At 65.3% G+C, this 16,340-nt stretch carries 16 protein-coding genes; all 16 read left to right on the top strand.

The window, feature by feature from the left end:
- Positions 1-60: 60 nt before the first annotated feature.
- The 16 genes from ACYVRU_RS00815 to ACYVRU_RS00740 all read left to right on the top strand — a co-directional run bounded on the left by ACYVRU_RS00815 (position 61) and on the right by ACYVRU_RS00740 (position 16,332).
- Positions 61-1,851, top strand: coding sequence for an AMP-binding protein (locus ACYVRU_RS00815; RefSeq protein ID WP_452039248.1), 1,791 nt, complete (start codon positions 61-63; stop codon positions 1,849-1,851).
- Positions 1,851-2,588 (top strand): nucleotide-binding protein, encoded by a 738-nt coding sequence (locus ACYVRU_RS00810; protein WP_157011667.1) that lies wholly within the window; start codon positions 1,851-1,853, stop codon positions 2,586-2,588. The genes ACYVRU_RS00815 and ACYVRU_RS00810 overlap by 1 nt, the downstream gene beginning before the upstream one ends.
- A gap of 73 nt (positions 2,589-2,661) precedes the next feature.
- Positions 2,662-2,868 (top strand): 4Fe-4S binding protein, encoded by a 207-nt coding sequence (locus tag ACYVRU_RS00805; RefSeq protein WP_022739974.1) that lies wholly within the window; start codon positions 2,662-2,664, stop codon positions 2,866-2,868.
- Between the two features lie 4 nt (positions 2,869-2,872).
- Positions 2,873-3,943, top strand: coding sequence for a 3-methyl-2-oxobutanoate dehydrogenase subunit VorB (locus tag ACYVRU_RS00800; protein ID WP_114539012.1), 1,071 nt, complete (start codon positions 2,873-2,875; stop codon positions 3,941-3,943).
- Position 3,944: 1 nt separating this feature from the next.
- Complete coding sequence (locus ACYVRU_RS00795) at positions 3,945-4,799, top strand: thiamine pyrophosphate-dependent enzyme (RefSeq protein WP_114539013.1); 855 nt, start codon at positions 3,945-3,947, stop codon at positions 4,797-4,799.
- The gene (locus ACYVRU_RS00790) at positions 4,799-5,332 is read left to right on the top strand and encodes a 2-oxoacid:acceptor oxidoreductase family protein (RefSeq protein ID WP_114539014.1); all 534 of its coding nucleotides are present in this window, start codon (positions 4,799-4,801) and stop codon (positions 5,330-5,332) included. Before ACYVRU_RS00795 ends, ACYVRU_RS00790 begins: the two co-directional genes overlap by 1 nt.
- Positions 5,333-5,493: 161 nt before the next feature.
- Positions 5,494-6,048, top strand: a complete 555-nt coding sequence (locus ACYVRU_RS00785) for a helix-turn-helix domain-containing protein (RefSeq protein WP_157011664.1) — start codon at positions 5,494-5,496, stop codon at positions 6,046-6,048.
- 180 nt (positions 6,049-6,228) lie between these two features.
- On the top strand, positions 6,229-7,902 hold the full coding sequence (locus ACYVRU_RS00780) for an AMP-binding protein (RefSeq protein WP_157011662.1): 1,674 nt from the start codon (positions 6,229-6,231) through the stop codon (positions 7,900-7,902).
- A 422-nt stretch (positions 7,903-8,324) separates the two neighbouring features.
- Complete coding sequence (gene cgr1, locus ACYVRU_RS00775; protein ID WP_114539017.1) at positions 8,325-9,038, top strand: cytochrome c-type protein Cgr1; 714 nt, start codon at positions 8,325-8,327, stop codon at positions 9,036-9,038.
- A gap of 195 nt (positions 9,039-9,233) precedes the next feature.
- The gene (locus tag ACYVRU_RS00770; protein ID WP_161127867.1) at positions 9,234-9,770 is read left to right on the top strand and encodes a rubrerythrin family protein; all 537 of its coding nucleotides are present in this window, start codon (positions 9,234-9,236) and stop codon (positions 9,768-9,770) included.
- 457 nt (positions 9,771-10,227) lie between these two features.
- Complete coding sequence (pyrR, locus tag ACYVRU_RS00765) at positions 10,228-10,824, top strand: bifunctional pyr operon transcriptional regulator/uracil phosphoribosyltransferase PyrR (RefSeq protein WP_157011658.1); 597 nt, start codon at positions 10,228-10,230, stop codon at positions 10,822-10,824.
- Positions 10,825-10,828: 4 nt separating this feature from the next.
- Positions 10,829-11,773, top strand: a complete 945-nt coding sequence (locus ACYVRU_RS00760; protein WP_114539020.1) for an aspartate carbamoyltransferase catalytic subunit — start codon at positions 10,829-10,831, stop codon at positions 11,771-11,773.
- The gene (locus ACYVRU_RS00755; RefSeq protein ID WP_452039249.1) at positions 11,757-13,049 is read left to right on the top strand and encodes a dihydroorotase; all 1,293 of its coding nucleotides are present in this window, start codon (positions 11,757-11,759) and stop codon (positions 13,047-13,049) included. Before ACYVRU_RS00760 ends, ACYVRU_RS00755 begins: the two co-directional genes overlap by 17 nt.
- Before the next feature lie 273 nt (positions 13,050-13,322).
- Complete coding sequence (locus ACYVRU_RS00750; RefSeq protein ID WP_417178121.1) at positions 13,323-14,324, top strand: ABC transporter substrate-binding protein; 1,002 nt, start codon at positions 13,323-13,325, stop codon at positions 14,322-14,324.
- A gap of 12 nt (positions 14,325-14,336) precedes the next feature.
- Positions 14,337-15,335, top strand: coding sequence for a FecCD family ABC transporter permease (locus ACYVRU_RS00745; protein ID WP_452039250.1), 999 nt, complete (start codon positions 14,337-14,339; stop codon positions 15,333-15,335).
- Positions 15,328-16,332: a FecCD family ABC transporter permease gene (locus ACYVRU_RS00740; protein ID WP_302808956.1), complete on the top strand. Its 1,005-nt coding sequence runs from the start codon at positions 15,328-15,330 to the stop codon at positions 16,330-16,332. Before ACYVRU_RS00745 ends, ACYVRU_RS00740 begins: the two co-directional genes overlap by 8 nt.
- Positions 16,333-16,340: the final 8 nt, after the last annotated feature.

Below are 16,340 nucleotides of genomic sequence, written 5' to 3'. Positions count from 1 at the left end.
GGCGTCGCCGAACCCAAGGTAATCGCCCGCCCTTTCAAGACTTCACCCAAGGATATCATCATGAGAAACATCAACTTGCGCTACGTGGACGAGGCCTACGACGAGAACGGTCTGCTCACGAGGTTCGACATCACCATGCCCGACAACTTCAACTTCGCCTACGACGTCGTGGACGACATCGCGATCAACGACCCCGAGCGCACCGCCATGGTCTGGTGCAATCCGGAAGGGGAGGAGCATGTCTTCACCTTCGCCGACATGAAGACGTGGTCGGACAAGACGGCGAACTTCCTGGCGGACTGCGGCATCGGGCGCGGCGACTTCGTCATGGTCATCCTGCGCCGCCACTACCAGTTCTGGTTCACGATGCTGGCCCTGGAGAAACTGGGGGCGGTGGCGGTACCGGCCACCTTCATGCTGAAGGAACACGACCTCACCTATCGCCTGAACGGGGCGGATATCAAGGCCATCATCGCCACCTCGGCCGGGGACATCGCCGACACCATCGACGCGGTGGTAGAGGAGTGCCCCAGCGTGGAGACGCTCATCCTCGTGAACCCTGCCGGCGCCGGGCTCACCCCTCGCGACGGGAACGGGAACTGGGTCGCTCCCGCCGGCGAGCTTGTCGGCGAGGCGCTCTCGGGCCCTGCTGGCATCTGCGCGGCCCCCGTCGCGCGCGAGGGCTGGCGCGACTTCAACAGCGAGGTGCGCGCCGCCTCGGCCGACTTCACCCGCCGCGAGACGGCGGGCGCCGATCCCATGCTCATGTACTTCTCCTCGGGCACTTCGGGCAATCCCAAGATGGTGCTCCACGATTCCGGCTACGCGCTGGCGCACCTCATCACGGCCAAGCACTGGCACAACGTGAACCCCGAGGGGCTGCACTTCACCATCGCCGACACCGGCTGGGGCAAGGCGGTCTGGGGCAAGTTCTTCGGCCAGTGGCTCATGGAGGCCGCAGTGCTCACCTACGACTTCGACCGCTACGATCCGGCCGAGATTCTCTCCCTCGTCGGTCGCTACGGCGTGACGACTCTCTGCTGCCCACCGACGATGTACCGCCTCATGACCGAGGTGGACGTGGACGCCTTCGACCTGTCCAGCTTGGAGTACTGCACCACGGCCGGCGAAGCGCTGAACCCCGATCTGTTCGACTTCTGGCGCGAGCATACCGGCCTTACCATCTACGAGGGCTTCGGCCAGACGGAGACCCCGCTCACCGTGGGCAACCTCACGAACTCCACGCCGCGCCCGGGCTCCATGGGCAAGCCGGTGCCGATGTACGTCATGAAGGTCCTCCGCGAGGACGGCACCGAGTGCGACACCGGCGAGACCGGCGAGATCTGCGTCGCCATCGATCCGCATCCGGCCGGCATCATGATGGAGTACTACCGTAATCCCGAGAAGACCGCCGAGGCCATGCACGACGGCTGGTACCACACCGGCGACACCGCCTGGCGCGACGAGGAGGGCAACTACTGGTACGTGGGCCGCAACGACGACGTCATCAAGTCGAGCGGCTACCGCATCGGCCCCTTCGAGATCGAGTCGGTCATGCTCGAGCACGACGCCGTGCGCGAGGTGGCCGTCACCGGCGTGCCCGATCCGGTGCGCGGCTTCGCCGTGAAGGCGACGGTGGTGCTTGCCGACGGCTGGCAGGGAAGCGACGAGCTTACCGCCGAGCTGCAGAAGTGGGTGAAGCGCCAGACGGCCCCCTACAAGTACCCGCGCATCATCGAGTACGTCGACGAGCTGCCCCGCACCGTCAACGGCAAGATTCGCCGCGCCGCCATCCGCGAGCAGGACAAGACCCACCACGCCTCTCAGAAGACCCCCGAGGGGCTCATCTGATGACGGCGGGCGCATCTACTGGGCTCCCGTTCCCGTTGGAGCCGGTTGTGGTGGTGACGGGACATTACGGGGTGGGAAAGACCAACTTCGCCCTCAACCTCGCCCTGGACGCCGCGGCGGCCGGCTACCGCGCGACGCTCGCCGACATGGACGTCGTGAATCCGTACTTCCGCTCGAACGAGTACCGCGATCTTCTGGAAGGGGCCGGGGCTCGGCTCATCGCGCCGGTGTTCGGCCACACGGGCACGAGCCTCGACGTCCCGTCGGTCACCGGCGAGCTCGCCGTGGCCGCGGCGGAGGCCTATCGCGACGAGACGGGGCGCACAATCGTCATCGTGGATGCCGGCGGCGACGATGTGGGCGCCACGACGCTCGCGCGCTTCGCGCCGGCCCTCGCGGCGGGGCCCTATGCCATGCTCTACGTGGTGAACGCCTTCCGCAACCTCACGCAGACCTCCGCCGATGCGGTGGCGGTGCTGCGCGAGATAGAGGCCAAGAGCCATCTTGAGGCCACGGCCGTGGTGGGCAACTCCCACCTGCAGGGCGAGACAACTATGGGACACATCGCCGAAAGTGTCCCGTATACCCAGGCCGTGGCCTCGATGGCAGGCCTTCCCGTTGCCTGCATTACCGCCCCCATTCAGGCCATTCAGCGAGAAAACACGGGGTCAACAGCACTGTCGGGCATTCCCAATGGCTATGCTGTGAGCGTGTACGTCAAGCCTCCCTGGTCCTAAGGGCGGCCCATTCAGCATGAGAGAGAGGCGCGGGCGCAGCGGCCCGTGCGCGAGTTAAGCAAGGGAGGTTTCCATGGCGCGAGTCACCATCGACGATTTCTTCTGCAAGGGGTGCGGGCTGTGCACCGACGTCTGCCCGGTGGGCATCCTCGAGCTCGATCCGGATGTCATCACGGCCAAGGGCTATCACCCGGCCCATTGCACCGACGAGGACAAGTGCACCGGTTGCGCCACCTGCGCGACCATGTGCCCCGATGTGGCCATCACGGTTGAAAGGTAGTTCAATGGCTGAGAAAGTACTCATGAAGGGCAACGAGGCCATGGCCGAGGCGGCCATGCGCGCCGGCTGCCGCTTCTTCTTCGGTTACCCCATCACGCCCCAGACCGAGGTGGCCGCCTATATGGCGAAGATGATGCCGAAGGTGGGGGGCACCTACCTTCAGGCGGAGTCCGAAGTGGCGGCCATCAACATGGTCTACGGCGCGTCGGCGGCCGGTGCCCGCGTGATGACCTCCTCGTCGTCCCCGGGAATCTCGCTGAAGAGCGAGGGCATCTCGTATATGGCCGGCGCCGATCTGCCCGGCGTCATCGTCAACGTGCAGCGCGGCGGCCCGGGTCTGGGCTCCATCCAGCCCTCCCAGGCCGACTACTGGCAGGCCACCAAGGCCACCGGCCACGGCGACTTCCACATCGTCGTGTACGCGCCCTCCACGGTGCAGGAGATGGCCGACTACGCCTTCAAGGCCTTCGACACGGCCGACAAGTACCGCGTGCCGGTCATGATCATGGCCGACGGCATGCTCGGCCAGATGATGGAACCCGTGGTGCTGCCCGAGGCCCTCGCCTTAGAGGATCTGCCGGAGAAGCCCTGGGCCACCTGCGGCCACGGCCACAAACGCCCCCACAACGTGGCGAACTCGCTGTATCTGACCGCGTCCGATCTGGAGGACCTCGTTCGCGAGCGCTACGAGCGCTACGCCGTCATCGAAGAGACCGAGCAGGAGGCCGAAACCTACCTCACCGAGGACGCCGACATCGTGCTCGTGGCCTTCGGCGGTGCCGCCCGCGTGGCCCGCTCGGCGGTGAACGCCGCCCGCGAGCAGGGCATCAAGGCGGGGCTTGTGCGCCCCATCACGCTGTGGCCCTTCCCGACCCGCGCCATCGAGGCGGTCGTTCCCACGGCCAAGGCCTTCCTCGATGTGGAGATGAACATGGGTCAGATGGTGGAGGACGTCCGTCTGGCGGTGGCCGGCCGCGTGCCGGTGGAGTTCTACGGCCGCACCGGCGGCGTCATCCCGACCCCCGACGAGGTGCTGGCGGCCATTGTCGCTTTGAACGAGAAGGTAGGTGAGTAGCATGGCCGAGACGACTGAGAAGGAAATGAAGGTGGTCTTCGAGCGACCCCACTCCCTGTTGCCCGTGGTCACGAACTTCTGCCCCGGCTGCCCCCACGGCATCGTGGAGCGTCTGGTGTGCGAGGTCATGGACGAGCTGGACATCGAAGGCGAGACGATCGGCGTGGCGCCCGTGGGCTGTTCGGTCATCTCCTACGACTTCTTCGGCTGCGACATGATCGAGGCCGCCCACGGCCGAGCGCCCGCGGTGGCCACGGCGGTGAAGCGCGTGCATCCCGACAAGGTGGTCTTCGCCTATCAGGGCGACGGAGATCTGGCCTCCATCGGCATGGCCGAGACGGTCCATGCGGCCACCCGAGGCGAGAACATCACCATCATCTTCATCAACAACGCCATCTACGGCATGACCGGCGGCCAGATGGCCCCCACCTCGCTGCCGAACCAGGTGACCCAGACGAGCCCCTACGGGCGCGACGTGTCCACAGCCGGCAACCCCATCCGCGTGAGCGAGCTTCTGAACGCGCTGGACGGCCCGGCCTACATCGAGCGCGTCTGCGTCGATACGCCGAAGAACGTGCGCAAGGCCAAAAAGGCCATCAAGAAGGCCTTCCAGAACCAGATCGACGGCGTGGGCTACTCGTTCATCGAGGTGGTCTCCACCTGTCCCACCAACTGGGGCATGACGCCGCAGGACGCTTTCGAGTGGATGCGCGTGAACATGCTGCCGTACTACCCGCTCGGGGTGGTGCGCGATGTGACCGCCGACGGCTTCGCCAATGCTGCCGAGGCGGCGAGCGCCCGCAATGCCGCCTGCCCCATCGCCCATCCCGAGGCTGTGTCAGAAGGAGGCAACTAATGGGCAAGGATCTTACCTGTGTCGTCGCCGGCTTCGGCGGCCAAGGATCGCTGTTCGCCGGCAAGGTCATCGCCACGGCCGGCCTCATCGAGGACCGCGAGGTGTCGTGGATGCCCTCCTACGGCCCCGAGATGCGCGGCGGCACCGCCAACTGCTCGGTGACGCTGTCCGATGAGCCCATCGGCAGCCCGCTGATCACGCGCCCGCGCGCACTCATCGCCCTGAACCAGCCCTCCTTTGACAAGTTCATCGACAACGTGGAAGAGGGCGGCATCGTGGTGGTTGACACGGCCATGGTGCCGAGCCTCACCGAGCCTGAGGGCGTGACGGTCATCGGCATTCCCGCGACGAAGATGTGCGAGGAGGCCGGCCTCAAAGGCCTCGGCAACATCGTGCTCATCGGCAAGCTGTGGGCCGAGACCGGCTTTTGTTCCGAGGAGGCGCTCGACGGCGCCATCGCGAAGGTGGCCGGCAAAAAGCCCGAGAAGCTGGAGCAGAACCGCCAAGCCATCAAACTCGGCATCAACGCTTAGTATTCAATCACGGCGCAGCAGACGCGAGACGGGGCGGGCGTCCCCGCGCGCAGGTTGCGCAGCGAACGGAACAGCCCAGTGGGCTGTTCCGCCGAGCGAGCCATTGCTTGAGCACGGGGATGCCCGCCCCGTCTCGCGCCGGACAGGACAGAAGGACAAACATGGAAGAAGAGAACCTGAAAGACTTGGGCGAGCGCCTGCAGGGCCTGCGCGAGGCCTGCGACGTGTCGCGCCACACCATGGCCGAGGAGCTCGGCGTGGACATCGACACCTACCGCGCATGGGAGGAGACCGGCGAGGACATCCCGATCTCAGCCATCTACCACATGGCCCGCAAGTTCAGCGTCGACCTCACCGAGATCCTCACGGGCACCGCACCGAAGCTGGACACCTACCATTTGGTGCGCCGCGGCGAGACCGAGGAGGTCGAGCGCTTCCCGGGGTACCACTACGAGGACATGGCCAGCCGCTATGCCCGCAAGATCATGCAGCCGCTGCTGGTCATCTTGGATCCGTGTGACGAGCCGGCCGAGCTGGTGTGCCACGATGGCCAGGAGTTCAACTACGTGCTGGAAGGGTCGCTCATCCTCACCTTCGGCGACCGCGACATCCAGCTGAACGCCGGCGACAGCATCTATTTCAACCCCACCTACCCCCACGGCCAGCGCTGCAACGGCGACGTCCCCTGCAAGTTCATCACCATCATCGCGGAATAGCACTATCACGTTTTCGTAAGAGCAGCGTCGCGATTTCGGGTGCTTCGGCCGAGGGAGTTCCGCAGCGAACGAAACAGTCCAGTGGACTGTTTCGCAGAGCGAGGACTGTCTGAGCGAATCGAAGTACCCGGAAGCGCGGTGCGGAGGACAACAAATAGGAGAGCAGAGAGAAGCACCACTATGGATCATGTTCTGAAGAAGTACTGCCCGAGAATTGAGTTCGATTCCTACGAGGACTTCGCCGAGAACTTCACCATCGAGGTTCCCGAGGCCTTCAACTTCGGTTTCGACGTCGTCGACGAGTGGGCCGCCGTGGAGCCCGACAAGCGGGCGCTTCTGTGGACCAACGACGCCGGCGAGGAGCGTGTGTTCACGTTCACCGACATCAAGTGCCTGTCCAACCAGGCCGCCAACGCCTTTAAGGAGCTCGGCATCGGCAAGGGCGACGTGGTCATGTGCATCCTGCGCCGCCGCTGGGAGTACTGGGTGTGCGCCGTGGCCCTCTGCAAGTTGGGCGCCACCATCATCCCCGCGTCGCTGCAGCTCACGCGCAAGGATGTGGTCTACCGCGCCAACAGCGCCGACGTGAAGGCCATCGTCGCCGTGAACGACGAGTACGTCTGCACGCAGGTGGAAGAGGCCATGCCCGATTGCCCCACGGTGCGCGAGAAGTTCATCGTGGACGGCTCCCGCGAGGGCTGGGTCGATTTCGACGAGCTCATCGCCGGCTACCCCGATACCTTCGAGCGTCCGACCGGCGAGGCGGGCGTCACCTCCAAAGACATCATGCTCATGTACTTCACGAGCGGCACGACGGGCAACCCCAAGGCCGTGGAGCACAACTTCGCCCATCCGCTCGGCCACATCATAACGGCGAAGTACTGGCAGCAGGTGCAGGAGAACAAGCTGCACATGTCGGTGACCGACTCCGGTTGGGCCAAGTTCGGCTGGGGCAAGATCTACGGCCAGTGGATCGCCGGCGCCACCATCTTCGCTTACGACATGGACAAGTTCGTGCCCACCAAGCTTCTCCAGAAGATCCAGGACTACAAGCTCACCACCTTCTGCGCGCCGCCCACCATGTACCGCTTCATGCTGCAGGAGGATGTGGCCGCCTACGATCTGTCCAGCGTGGAGAACTTCGCCACGGCCGGCGAGCCGCTGAACGCGGAGGTGACCATTCAATGGGAGCGCCTCACCGGCAAGAAGATCCGCGAGGGCTTCGGCCAGACCGAGGGCCCGGTGCTTCTGGCCACCTTCCCGTGGATCGAGCCGAGGCCCGGCTCCATGGGCAAGCCGTCGCCCCTGCTCAACGTGAAGCTGCTCGACGACGACGGCCGCGAGGTCGATGACGGCGAGGAGGGCGCCATCTGCGTGACGGGCCTGAAAGAGGCCTACCCGCCGGGGTTGTTCGTGGGCTACTACGGCAACCCGGAGCGTACGGAGGAGGCCGTGGGAGGGGAGTATTACAACCTCCACGACATGGCTTGGCGCGATTCCGACGGCTATTGCTACTTCGTGGGTCGCAACGACGATGTCATCAAGTGCTCCGGCTACCGCATCGGCCCCTTCGAGGTGGAAAGTGCGCTGGTGGAGCATCCGGCCGTGGTGGAGTGCGCTGTTACGGCGGCGCCGGATCCCATCCGCGGCAAAGTGGTGAAGGCCACCATCGTGCTCGCGAAGGGCTACGAGGGCACCGACGCGCTCACCCGCGAGCTGCAGGACCACGTGAAGAAGACCACGGCTCCCTACAAGTACCCGCGCATCATCGAGTACGTGGACGAGCTGCCCAAGACCATCGGCGGCAAGATCAAGCGCAAGCTCATCCGCCAGACCGACGGTATTCAGGAGTAGTTCCGTTCGCCCTGACGGGACGAACGGGAACGCCGACGCTGCGGCTCCGACAGGCACCTGGCCTTGCCCCTTGTTTTCACCTCGGCGCGTACCGAAGTACGCTTGGGTGAAAGGCGGGGCAATTCCAGGCACCTGTCGGAGCCTCGCTGATTTCCTTGGTCCAATTTCTCTCTCTTTTCTTCTCGATGGGCTAAAAACACCATTGGCGAGAATTTCGCGGTGATCGGCGTTGTCAATTGCAGCCAAGTTCAGGTATCATGCACATCGAAGCGAAACCCCAAGGGGCGATGGCGTCGCGCTTCGAATGGCGCCGCCCTTGCCCCTCGAGGTTCAGAGGTCAGCTGGGGAGGGCAGATCGCTCGCTTCGAAGGAAGGAGATGCCATAAGGGCATCTCGAGGATCCCCAACTGGAAGGAAGAGGCATGACAGAAGAAGAGAAAAAGGTGGACGGGCAGACTGCCGAGCCTGCCGCCCAGAAGAAAAAGAAGAAGTGGCCCATCGTCGTGGGCGTCGTCGTCGCTGTGCTCGTCGTGGCCGGCGCCGGCTTCTGGGTATGGCACGAGCAGCCGAGCTTCTGCAACGCCATCTGCCACACCCCGATGGACGCCTACCTGCCCACCTATGAGGCCGAGCCCGGCCAGGCCGCCACTGACGTGTGGGGCAACGAGGTCGCCAACGCCTCCGGCATGATGGCCGCTGTGCATCGCGCCCAGAACGGCACCACCTGCCTCGGTTGCCACGTGCCCACCCTGTCCGAGCAGATCGGCGAGGGCATGAGCTGGATCACCGGCAGCTACGAGGTTCTGAACACCCAGACCGGCCAGCAGGTCGTGCCCGAGAAGTCCCTCGAGGATCTCGTGGCCGCCCGCGGCATCGAGCCCGATCAGTTCTGCCTGAACGAGTCCTGCCACAACATGACTCGCGACGACCTGATCCAGGCCACCGCCGATCTGGAGCGCAACCCGCACGTGGCCCAGCACGGTGAGAACCAGTGCAGCGACTGCCACAAGGCGCATCGCGCTTCCGTGAACATGTGCTCGCAGTGCCACAACGACGCCCCCATCCCCGAGGGCTGGATCTCCGCTGCGGACAACACCGCGCTGGAGAAGGAGCTGGACAGCCTGAACAAGGCCTAAGCTTCTCGCCACGCAGAGCATCATGGGGAAGGCCGCCTTCGGGCGGCCTTCCTTTTTGTCGGGGGTGCAATGGCGAAGTTACGATTACCCAACTCCTTAAGGTTAGCCGCCGCAACTCGCGGCGCCGAGTCTCACTATAGGTAGGACGATACGGCGCCCGCACGAGCGAGGCCGTGGTGAAAGGAGTTGGAACCCATGGAACTTGAGAAGTCCCAGACATGGAAGAACCTGGAGAGCGCGCTCTCCCAGGAGGCCGTGGCCTACTGCGAGTACACGTTCTACGGCCAGCAGGCCGCCAAGGACGGCTACAAGCAGATCTCCGACATCTTCAACGAGACCGCCGGCAACGAGCTGCACCACGCGAAGCTGCACTACAAGAAGATGCACGGCGGGAAGGTACCAGGGACGCTTGACAACCTGAAGGCCGCCGCCGCTAGCGAGGACGAGGAGGTCGGCATCTACACCGACTATGCCAAAACCGCCCGCGAGGAGGGCTTCGCCGATCTGGCCGACTTCTTCGAGGGCCTGGCCGCCATCGAGAAGAGCCACGAGAACCGCTATCAGCTGCTCATCGAGCGCATCGAGAACGACGAGGTGTTCCGCCGCAAGGAAGTGAAGGTGTGGGTGTGCACCGTGTGCGGCCACATCGAGATCGGCACCGAGCCCCCCGAGAAGTGCCCCGTCTGCGAGCACCCGCAGGGCTACTTCGAGATCAAGGCCGAGAACTTTTAGATTCCGTCGTTGCTGACGCAACAACGGGAATTCTCGACGCTGCGGCTCCGACAGGCACCTGCCCTTCGCATTCAGCGCTTTCCCTCACGGCCCCAAGGCCGCTCGGCCGCGCTTCAAGCGAATTGCAGGCACCTGTCGGAGCCTCGCTGACTTCCTTGGGCGAACCTGTGGCCATCCCATTTTCGCCTTTTTAGAAAAAATTCAATACAAGGCTTGCAAGTCATCTTTCTGCGGTGTATGGTGCAACCGTCCTTTAAATGCGGTACAGAGAGGCCGACAAGGTAACCCCAATCAGCGCAGCGCCCGTCAAGCGGGCGGCAAGCGCAACGACGCAGGAAGCCTAGTCGCCAGACGGGCTTTTTCTTTTGCCCGCGCGGCGGCACGAAGCTCGCGGAAAACTCGGACGCGGGGCTTCGCGGACTCGTCTGTACGCACTGACCTTACGAAGGGAGTGTGTATGAACGACGAGAGCATGGTCAAGTCGGTCTGCATGGATGCAGACGACATCGAGCGAGCGGTGACGCGCATGGCGCACCAGATTCTCGAGGCCAACAAGGGCGCGGAAAACCTCGCGCTCGTGGGCATCGTCACGCGAGGCGACCTTCTCGCGAAGATGCTCGTTCACAAGATCGAGGAGATCGAGGGGGTCAAGGTTCCCCTGGGCAAGCTGGACATCAGCTTCTATCGCGACGACTTCGCGACCCATATGTCCCCCGAGGTCCATTCCACCGACATCCCGTTTTCCATCGACGGCATGACCATCGTGCTCGTGGACGACGTACTGTACACGGGCCGCACCATCCGCGCGGCGCTCGACGCTCTCATGGACATCGGCCGCCCCGCCGCCGTGGAGCTGGCGGTCCTCGTCGACCGCGGCCATCGCGAGCTGCCCATCCGCGCCGACTTCGTGGGCAAGAACGTCCCCTCGTCCTCCAGCGAGAACGTGCGTTTGTTCTTGGAGGAAGTCGACGGCATCTCGGCCGTGGAGATTCTGGACATCGAGCCGGGCAAGCGCGCAGGCGCCGCTGCCCTGACGAAAAAGGAAGGTGAGTAGGTCCATGGCCTTCGATCACAAGCACCTCATCGACATCACGGAGTACTCCGCCGATGACATCATGACCATCCTAGAGACGGCCAAGACCTTCAAGCAGGTCAACGAGCGCCGCATCAAGAAGGTGCCCACGCTGAAGGGCTTCACCGTGGTGAACATGTTCAACGAGCCCTCCACCCGCACCCGCTCCTCCTTCGAGATCGCCGAGAAGCGCCTGTCGGCCGACTCGCTGAACTTCGGCGGCTCCTCCACGGCCACGGTGAAGGGCGAGAGCCTCGTGGACACCGTGAAGACGCTGTGCTCCTACAAGATCGACTGCATCGTGGTGCGCGATCGCTGGGCCGGCGTGCCCCGCAAGATCGCGGATGTGTCCGGCGTGTCGGTCATCGACGCCGGCGACGGCAAGCACCAGCATCCCACCCAGGCGCTGCTCGATCTGTACTCCATCTGGGAGGAGAAGGGCTCCTTCGACAACCTGCATGTGGGCGTCGTGGGCGACATCTCCCACTCCCGCGTGTGCGGCTCGCTTATCCCGGCGCTCAAGATCATGGGCTGCGAGGTGACGGTCATCGCGCCGCCGACGCTGCTGCCCGCGCGCCCTGACATCCTCGGCGCCGACCACGTGACGAGCAACCTCGACGAGGCGCTGCCCGAGCTGGACGTGGTGTACATGCTGCGCATCCAGCGCGAGCGCTTCGAGGGCGCGCCGTACCCGAACCTGCGCGAGTACAACCTGCTCTACGGCCTCACCGAGGAGCGCGACCGTCTTTTGAAGCCCGACGCGTGCGTGTGCCACCCGGGCCCCATCAACCGCGGCGTGGAGCTGGACAGTTTCATGGCCGACCATCCCAAGCGCTCCATCATCCTCGACCAAGTTTACGCCGGCGTGCTCGTGCGCATGGCCGCCCTGTACCTGCTCCTAGGAGGTAGCAACGATGGCATTGATGCTTAAGAACGCCCGTCTGATCGACCCCCAGATCGGCCTCGATGACGTGGCCGACATCCTCATCCGCGACGGCAAGATCGTGGAGGTGGGACACGACCTCGCCATGGAGAAGGGCGTCGAGCGCGACCTTTCCGGCAAGATCGTCACCCCCGGCCTCGTGGACATGCACGTGCACTTCCGCGATCCGGGCCAGGAGCAGAAGGAGGACATCGCCTCCGGCTCCCGTGCGGCGGCCCACGGCGGCTTCACCGCGGTGTGCACCATGCCGAACACGAGTCCGGTGGTCGACGACGCCGTGGCCGTGGAATATGTGAAGGCTCGCGCCGCGGCCGTGGGGAAATGCCGCGTCGTGGTGGCCGGCGCCTGTTCCAAGGATCTCAAGGGCGAAGTGCTCTCCGATATGGGCGACATGTACAACCATGGCGCCCCCGTGTTCACCGACGATGGCCACGGCATCCAGGACGCCGGCATGATGCGTCGCGTCATGGACTACGCCAACCAGTTCGACACGGTTATCATGGCCCACTGCCAGGACGACTCGCTCGTGGCCGACGGCCAGGTGAACGAGGGCGTGGCGAGCACGCGCCTGGGCATGGTGGGCTGGCCGGCCGAGGGCGAGGAGCTCGAGATCGCCCGCGACATCGCGCTGTGCCGTCTGACGGGCTGCCCGCTGCACATCCAGCACATCACCACCAAGCGCGGGCTCGATCTGGTGGCCGCCGCCAAGGCCGAGGGCCTGCCGGTGACCTGCGAGGTGACGCCGCACCACATGTTCCTCACCGAGGACGCCATCACCGCCGAGTACCAGACCGCGCTGAAGGTGAACCCGCCGCTGCGCACCGCCGAGGATGCCGCCGCGCTCATCGAGGGCCTTGCGAACGGCACCATCGACGCCATCGTGACCGACCATGCGCCCCACACCGATTGGGAGAAGGACCGCGAGTTCGAGCTGGCGCCCTTCGGCATGACCGGGCTTGAGACCTCGCTCTCCCTCGTGCTCACGAACCTCGTGCGCGCCGGCGTCATCGACTACGGCCGCATGATTCAGGCCATGGCCGTCGCCCCGCGCGAGATCCTGCGCCAGGAGCCGGTGAAAATCGAGGCCGGCAGCGTGGCCGACCTCACGGTCATCGACCCGGAGGCCGCCTGGACCGTGGAAGTGGGCGACTTCTACTCCAAGGCCAACAACTCCGGCTTCATCGGAGCCGAGCTTACGGGCCGCGCCACCGACGTCTACGTCGGCGGCTACGCCACCATGGAGGACGGCAAGATCGTCGAGTAGGTACCTGCCGACAACCAATGTCTTGCCTGGAAGGGGCCGTCTTCGGACGGTCCCTTCTCGTTTTCCCGCCTCAAGGGTGCTTTACGGGAAAGCGTCGGCTGGGCAACAGGCGAGGGGTAAACGCGGGAGTGGGGGAGCTCCTGCCTAGAATGAGGCTACGCCGGTTGTGGATGTTTCCCGAAGGACTTGCATAAAAGTAAGCCAGTGATAACATTTGGCGCCATAAGTTCGCTGAAACTAACTGATTGCTCAGCTTCAGGAAAGGATGTGCTCATGCCCCCGATTTCCCGCCGCACCTTCGCAGCCTTCCTCGCTACCGCTGCCTTGACCCCTGTGCTCGGCGGCTGCTCCTCTTCTGCCGGCTCCTCTGCGGAAGGGGAGGGCACCGCGACGACCGATGCCGGCGCTTCTAACGCCGATGCCGCCGCAAGCGCTGCCACCCGCACCGTGGACACCGACAAGGGCCCGGTGGAGATTCCGACCAACCCCCAGACCATCGTCAGCGACTACTACCTCGGCGAGTTCCTGGCCGTGGACGTGAAACCGGTCATCGCGAGCCCCTATGCCTTGAACAACCCCTTCCTCGCCGGGCTGTGCGACGGCATTGAGGCGCTGAACACCACCTCGGCCGAGACCTCGCTCGAGATGATCGCCGAGAAGCAGCCGGATCTCATCGTCACCATCACCGAGGCCGACTACGACAAGTACGCCAAGATCGCGCCGACGGTCTACATCGCCGATGGCACGCGCTCCGACGAGGATCTGTTCCGCTACATCGCCGATTTGGTGGGCAAAAAGGATGCCGCCGAGGCGTACATCGCCGAGTTCAACGACAAGGTGGCCACGGTGAAGGACGAGATCGTGGGCATCGTGGGCGACCGCACCGTATCCATCCTGGAGGTGTGGCCCCAGGAGATCTACACCATGGGCAGCCACTTCGCTCGTGGCGGCTCCATTCTTTACGATATGTGGGGGCTGAAGGCGCCCGAGGCCATCCAGGGTCCCATGGTAGAGGGCGACGAGGCCTACAAGGTGATCTCCGTGGAGGCGCTGCCCGACTACGCCGGCGACTTCATCTGCTACGGCGTGCTGGACGGCGCGGACTCGGCCTATGTGGACGACTCGCAGCTGTGGAAGAACCTGCCCGCCGTGCAGGCCGGTCGCCTCATGCCCTACGAGCAGGTGGCCTTCATGCACCGCGACCCCATCACGCTCACCAACCAGCTCGAGGCCTTCACCAACTTCTTCCGTGCCCATGCGGATGCGGCGGCCTAGCAGGGACGCTTCGTGTCGCGCCTCAGGACATCGATCTTCCTGATCGGGGGAGTCGTCGCGGTCGCGCTGGCCGCGGGGCTCTCCCTGTTCTTCGGCAGCACCCCCATCCCGCCCGACCAGGTGCTGGGGGCGCTCTTCTCGCCGGACATGGCGAACCAGGAGCACGTGGCCATCCTGGAGCTGCGCGGGCCCCGTACGGTGGGCTGCATCCTCGTGGGGGCGGCCTTCGCCGTGGCCGGCGCCATCATGCAGGGCGTGACCCGCAACCCCTTGGCCGACTCGGGGCTTCTCGGCATCAACGCCGGGGCCGCCTTCGCGCTGGCGCTTTGCTTGGCACTTCTGCCGGGCATGAGCTTCGCCGGGGTGGTGGGGTGCTCGTTTGTAGGCGCCGCCTTCGCCCTGGCAGTGGTCTTCGGGGCCGTGAGTTTCCGCCGGCGCAACGTGGATCCCGTCCTGCTAGTGCTGGCCGGCTGCGCCGTGGGGCTCTTCCTCACAGCGCTCGCCCAGGGCGTGGCCATCTTCTTCAACATCGGTTACTCGCTCACTTTCTGGACCGCCGGCGGCGTAGCCGGCATCCGCGCCGATACGCTAGCCATGACGGCGCCGTTCATATTGGCGGCGCTTGTGGCCTCTTGGGTGCTGGCGCGGCGCGTGACGGTGCTCTCGCTGGGCGAGGAGGCCGCCTCGGGGCTCGGCGTGAACGTGGGGAAATCCCGCACGCTGTGTCTGCTCGTGGTGCTCGTTCTGGCGGGGGCGGCCGTGGCCCTGGCCGGCACGGTGGCCTTCGTGGGCCTCATGGCGCCGCACATAGTGCGCCGCTTCGTGGGATCGGACTACCGGGCCGTCATCCCCGCCTCAATGGTGGGCGGGGCGCTGTTCATGCTTCTGGCCGACGTGCTCGCCCGCACGCTCATGGCGCCGAGCGAAATTCCCATCGGCGTCATCTTCGCCATCGTCGGCGTGCCGTTCTTCATCTGGTGCGCGCGGAGGGAGGCGACCGGCCTTGACTGAGCGAAAGAAACGGCTGCGCACGGGCGCGGTGCTGGCGATCCTCGCCGTGTTGGCGCTTTTGGCCCTGTGGTGCGACATCAACGCCGGCTACCGCAGTATTTCCTTGGAAGAGCTGGGACAGATCCTTTCCGGCACGGCGAGCCGGAGCCTCACCTACACGCTGGTGGACTTGCGGCTGCCCCGGGTGCTCACCTCTCTTCTGGTGGGCGTGGGGCTGTCGCTTTCCGGGTGCCTTCTGCAGGGTGTCTCCCGCAACGACATGGCCGACCCGGGCGTGCTCGGCATCAATGCCGGCGCGGGGCTGCTCGTAGCCGCCTTCATCGTCTTCGTGCCCGCGGGGCTCTTCCCCTCCGCGGTGGCCCTCCCGGTTCTCGCCTTCGCGGGCTCGGCGGCCGTGGCCTTCCTCGGCTGGCGGCTGTCGGTGGTGCGCGGCGCCTCCAGCCCGCGGCGGCTGCTGCTCATCGGCGTCGCTTTGGCCACGGGGCTCTCCAGCGCCACGTCGCTGCTCATGCTGCGCATGTCCGACGGCGACTATGCCTTCGTGCAGAATTGGATCGCCGGCAGCATCTGGGGCGCCAGCTGGGAAAACGTGGCCATTCTCGCCGTGGGGCTGGCACTGCTCACGGCCGGCGCCCTCTACGCCTCGCGCACACTGAACGTGCTGGGACTCGGCGAGGCAGCGGCCACGGGACTCGGCGTGAACGTGCCCCGGGCCCGCGCTGCCCTCACCGCCGTTGCCGTGGGGGCATCGGGGCTCGCCTGCGCCGTGGGCGGCGGCCTCACCTTCGTGGGGCTCGTGTGCCCGCATATGGCGCGGCGCCTCGTGGGGCCGAACTTCCGGACGCTCGTGCCGGCATGCGTGCTCGTGGGCGCGGTGCTCATGCTCCTGGCCGACATCATCTCGCGCACGCTGCTCGCCCCCAACGAGATTCCCGTCGGCATCGTGGCGGCGGTCATCGGCGCGCCCTATTTCCTGTACCTTTTGGCGAGATCCTAGGAGAAGGT

The sequence above is a fragment of the Adlercreutzia sp. CNCM I-6216 genome (assembly GCF_977113345.1).
This window is presented reverse-complemented; position numbering and strand designations above follow the sequence as displayed.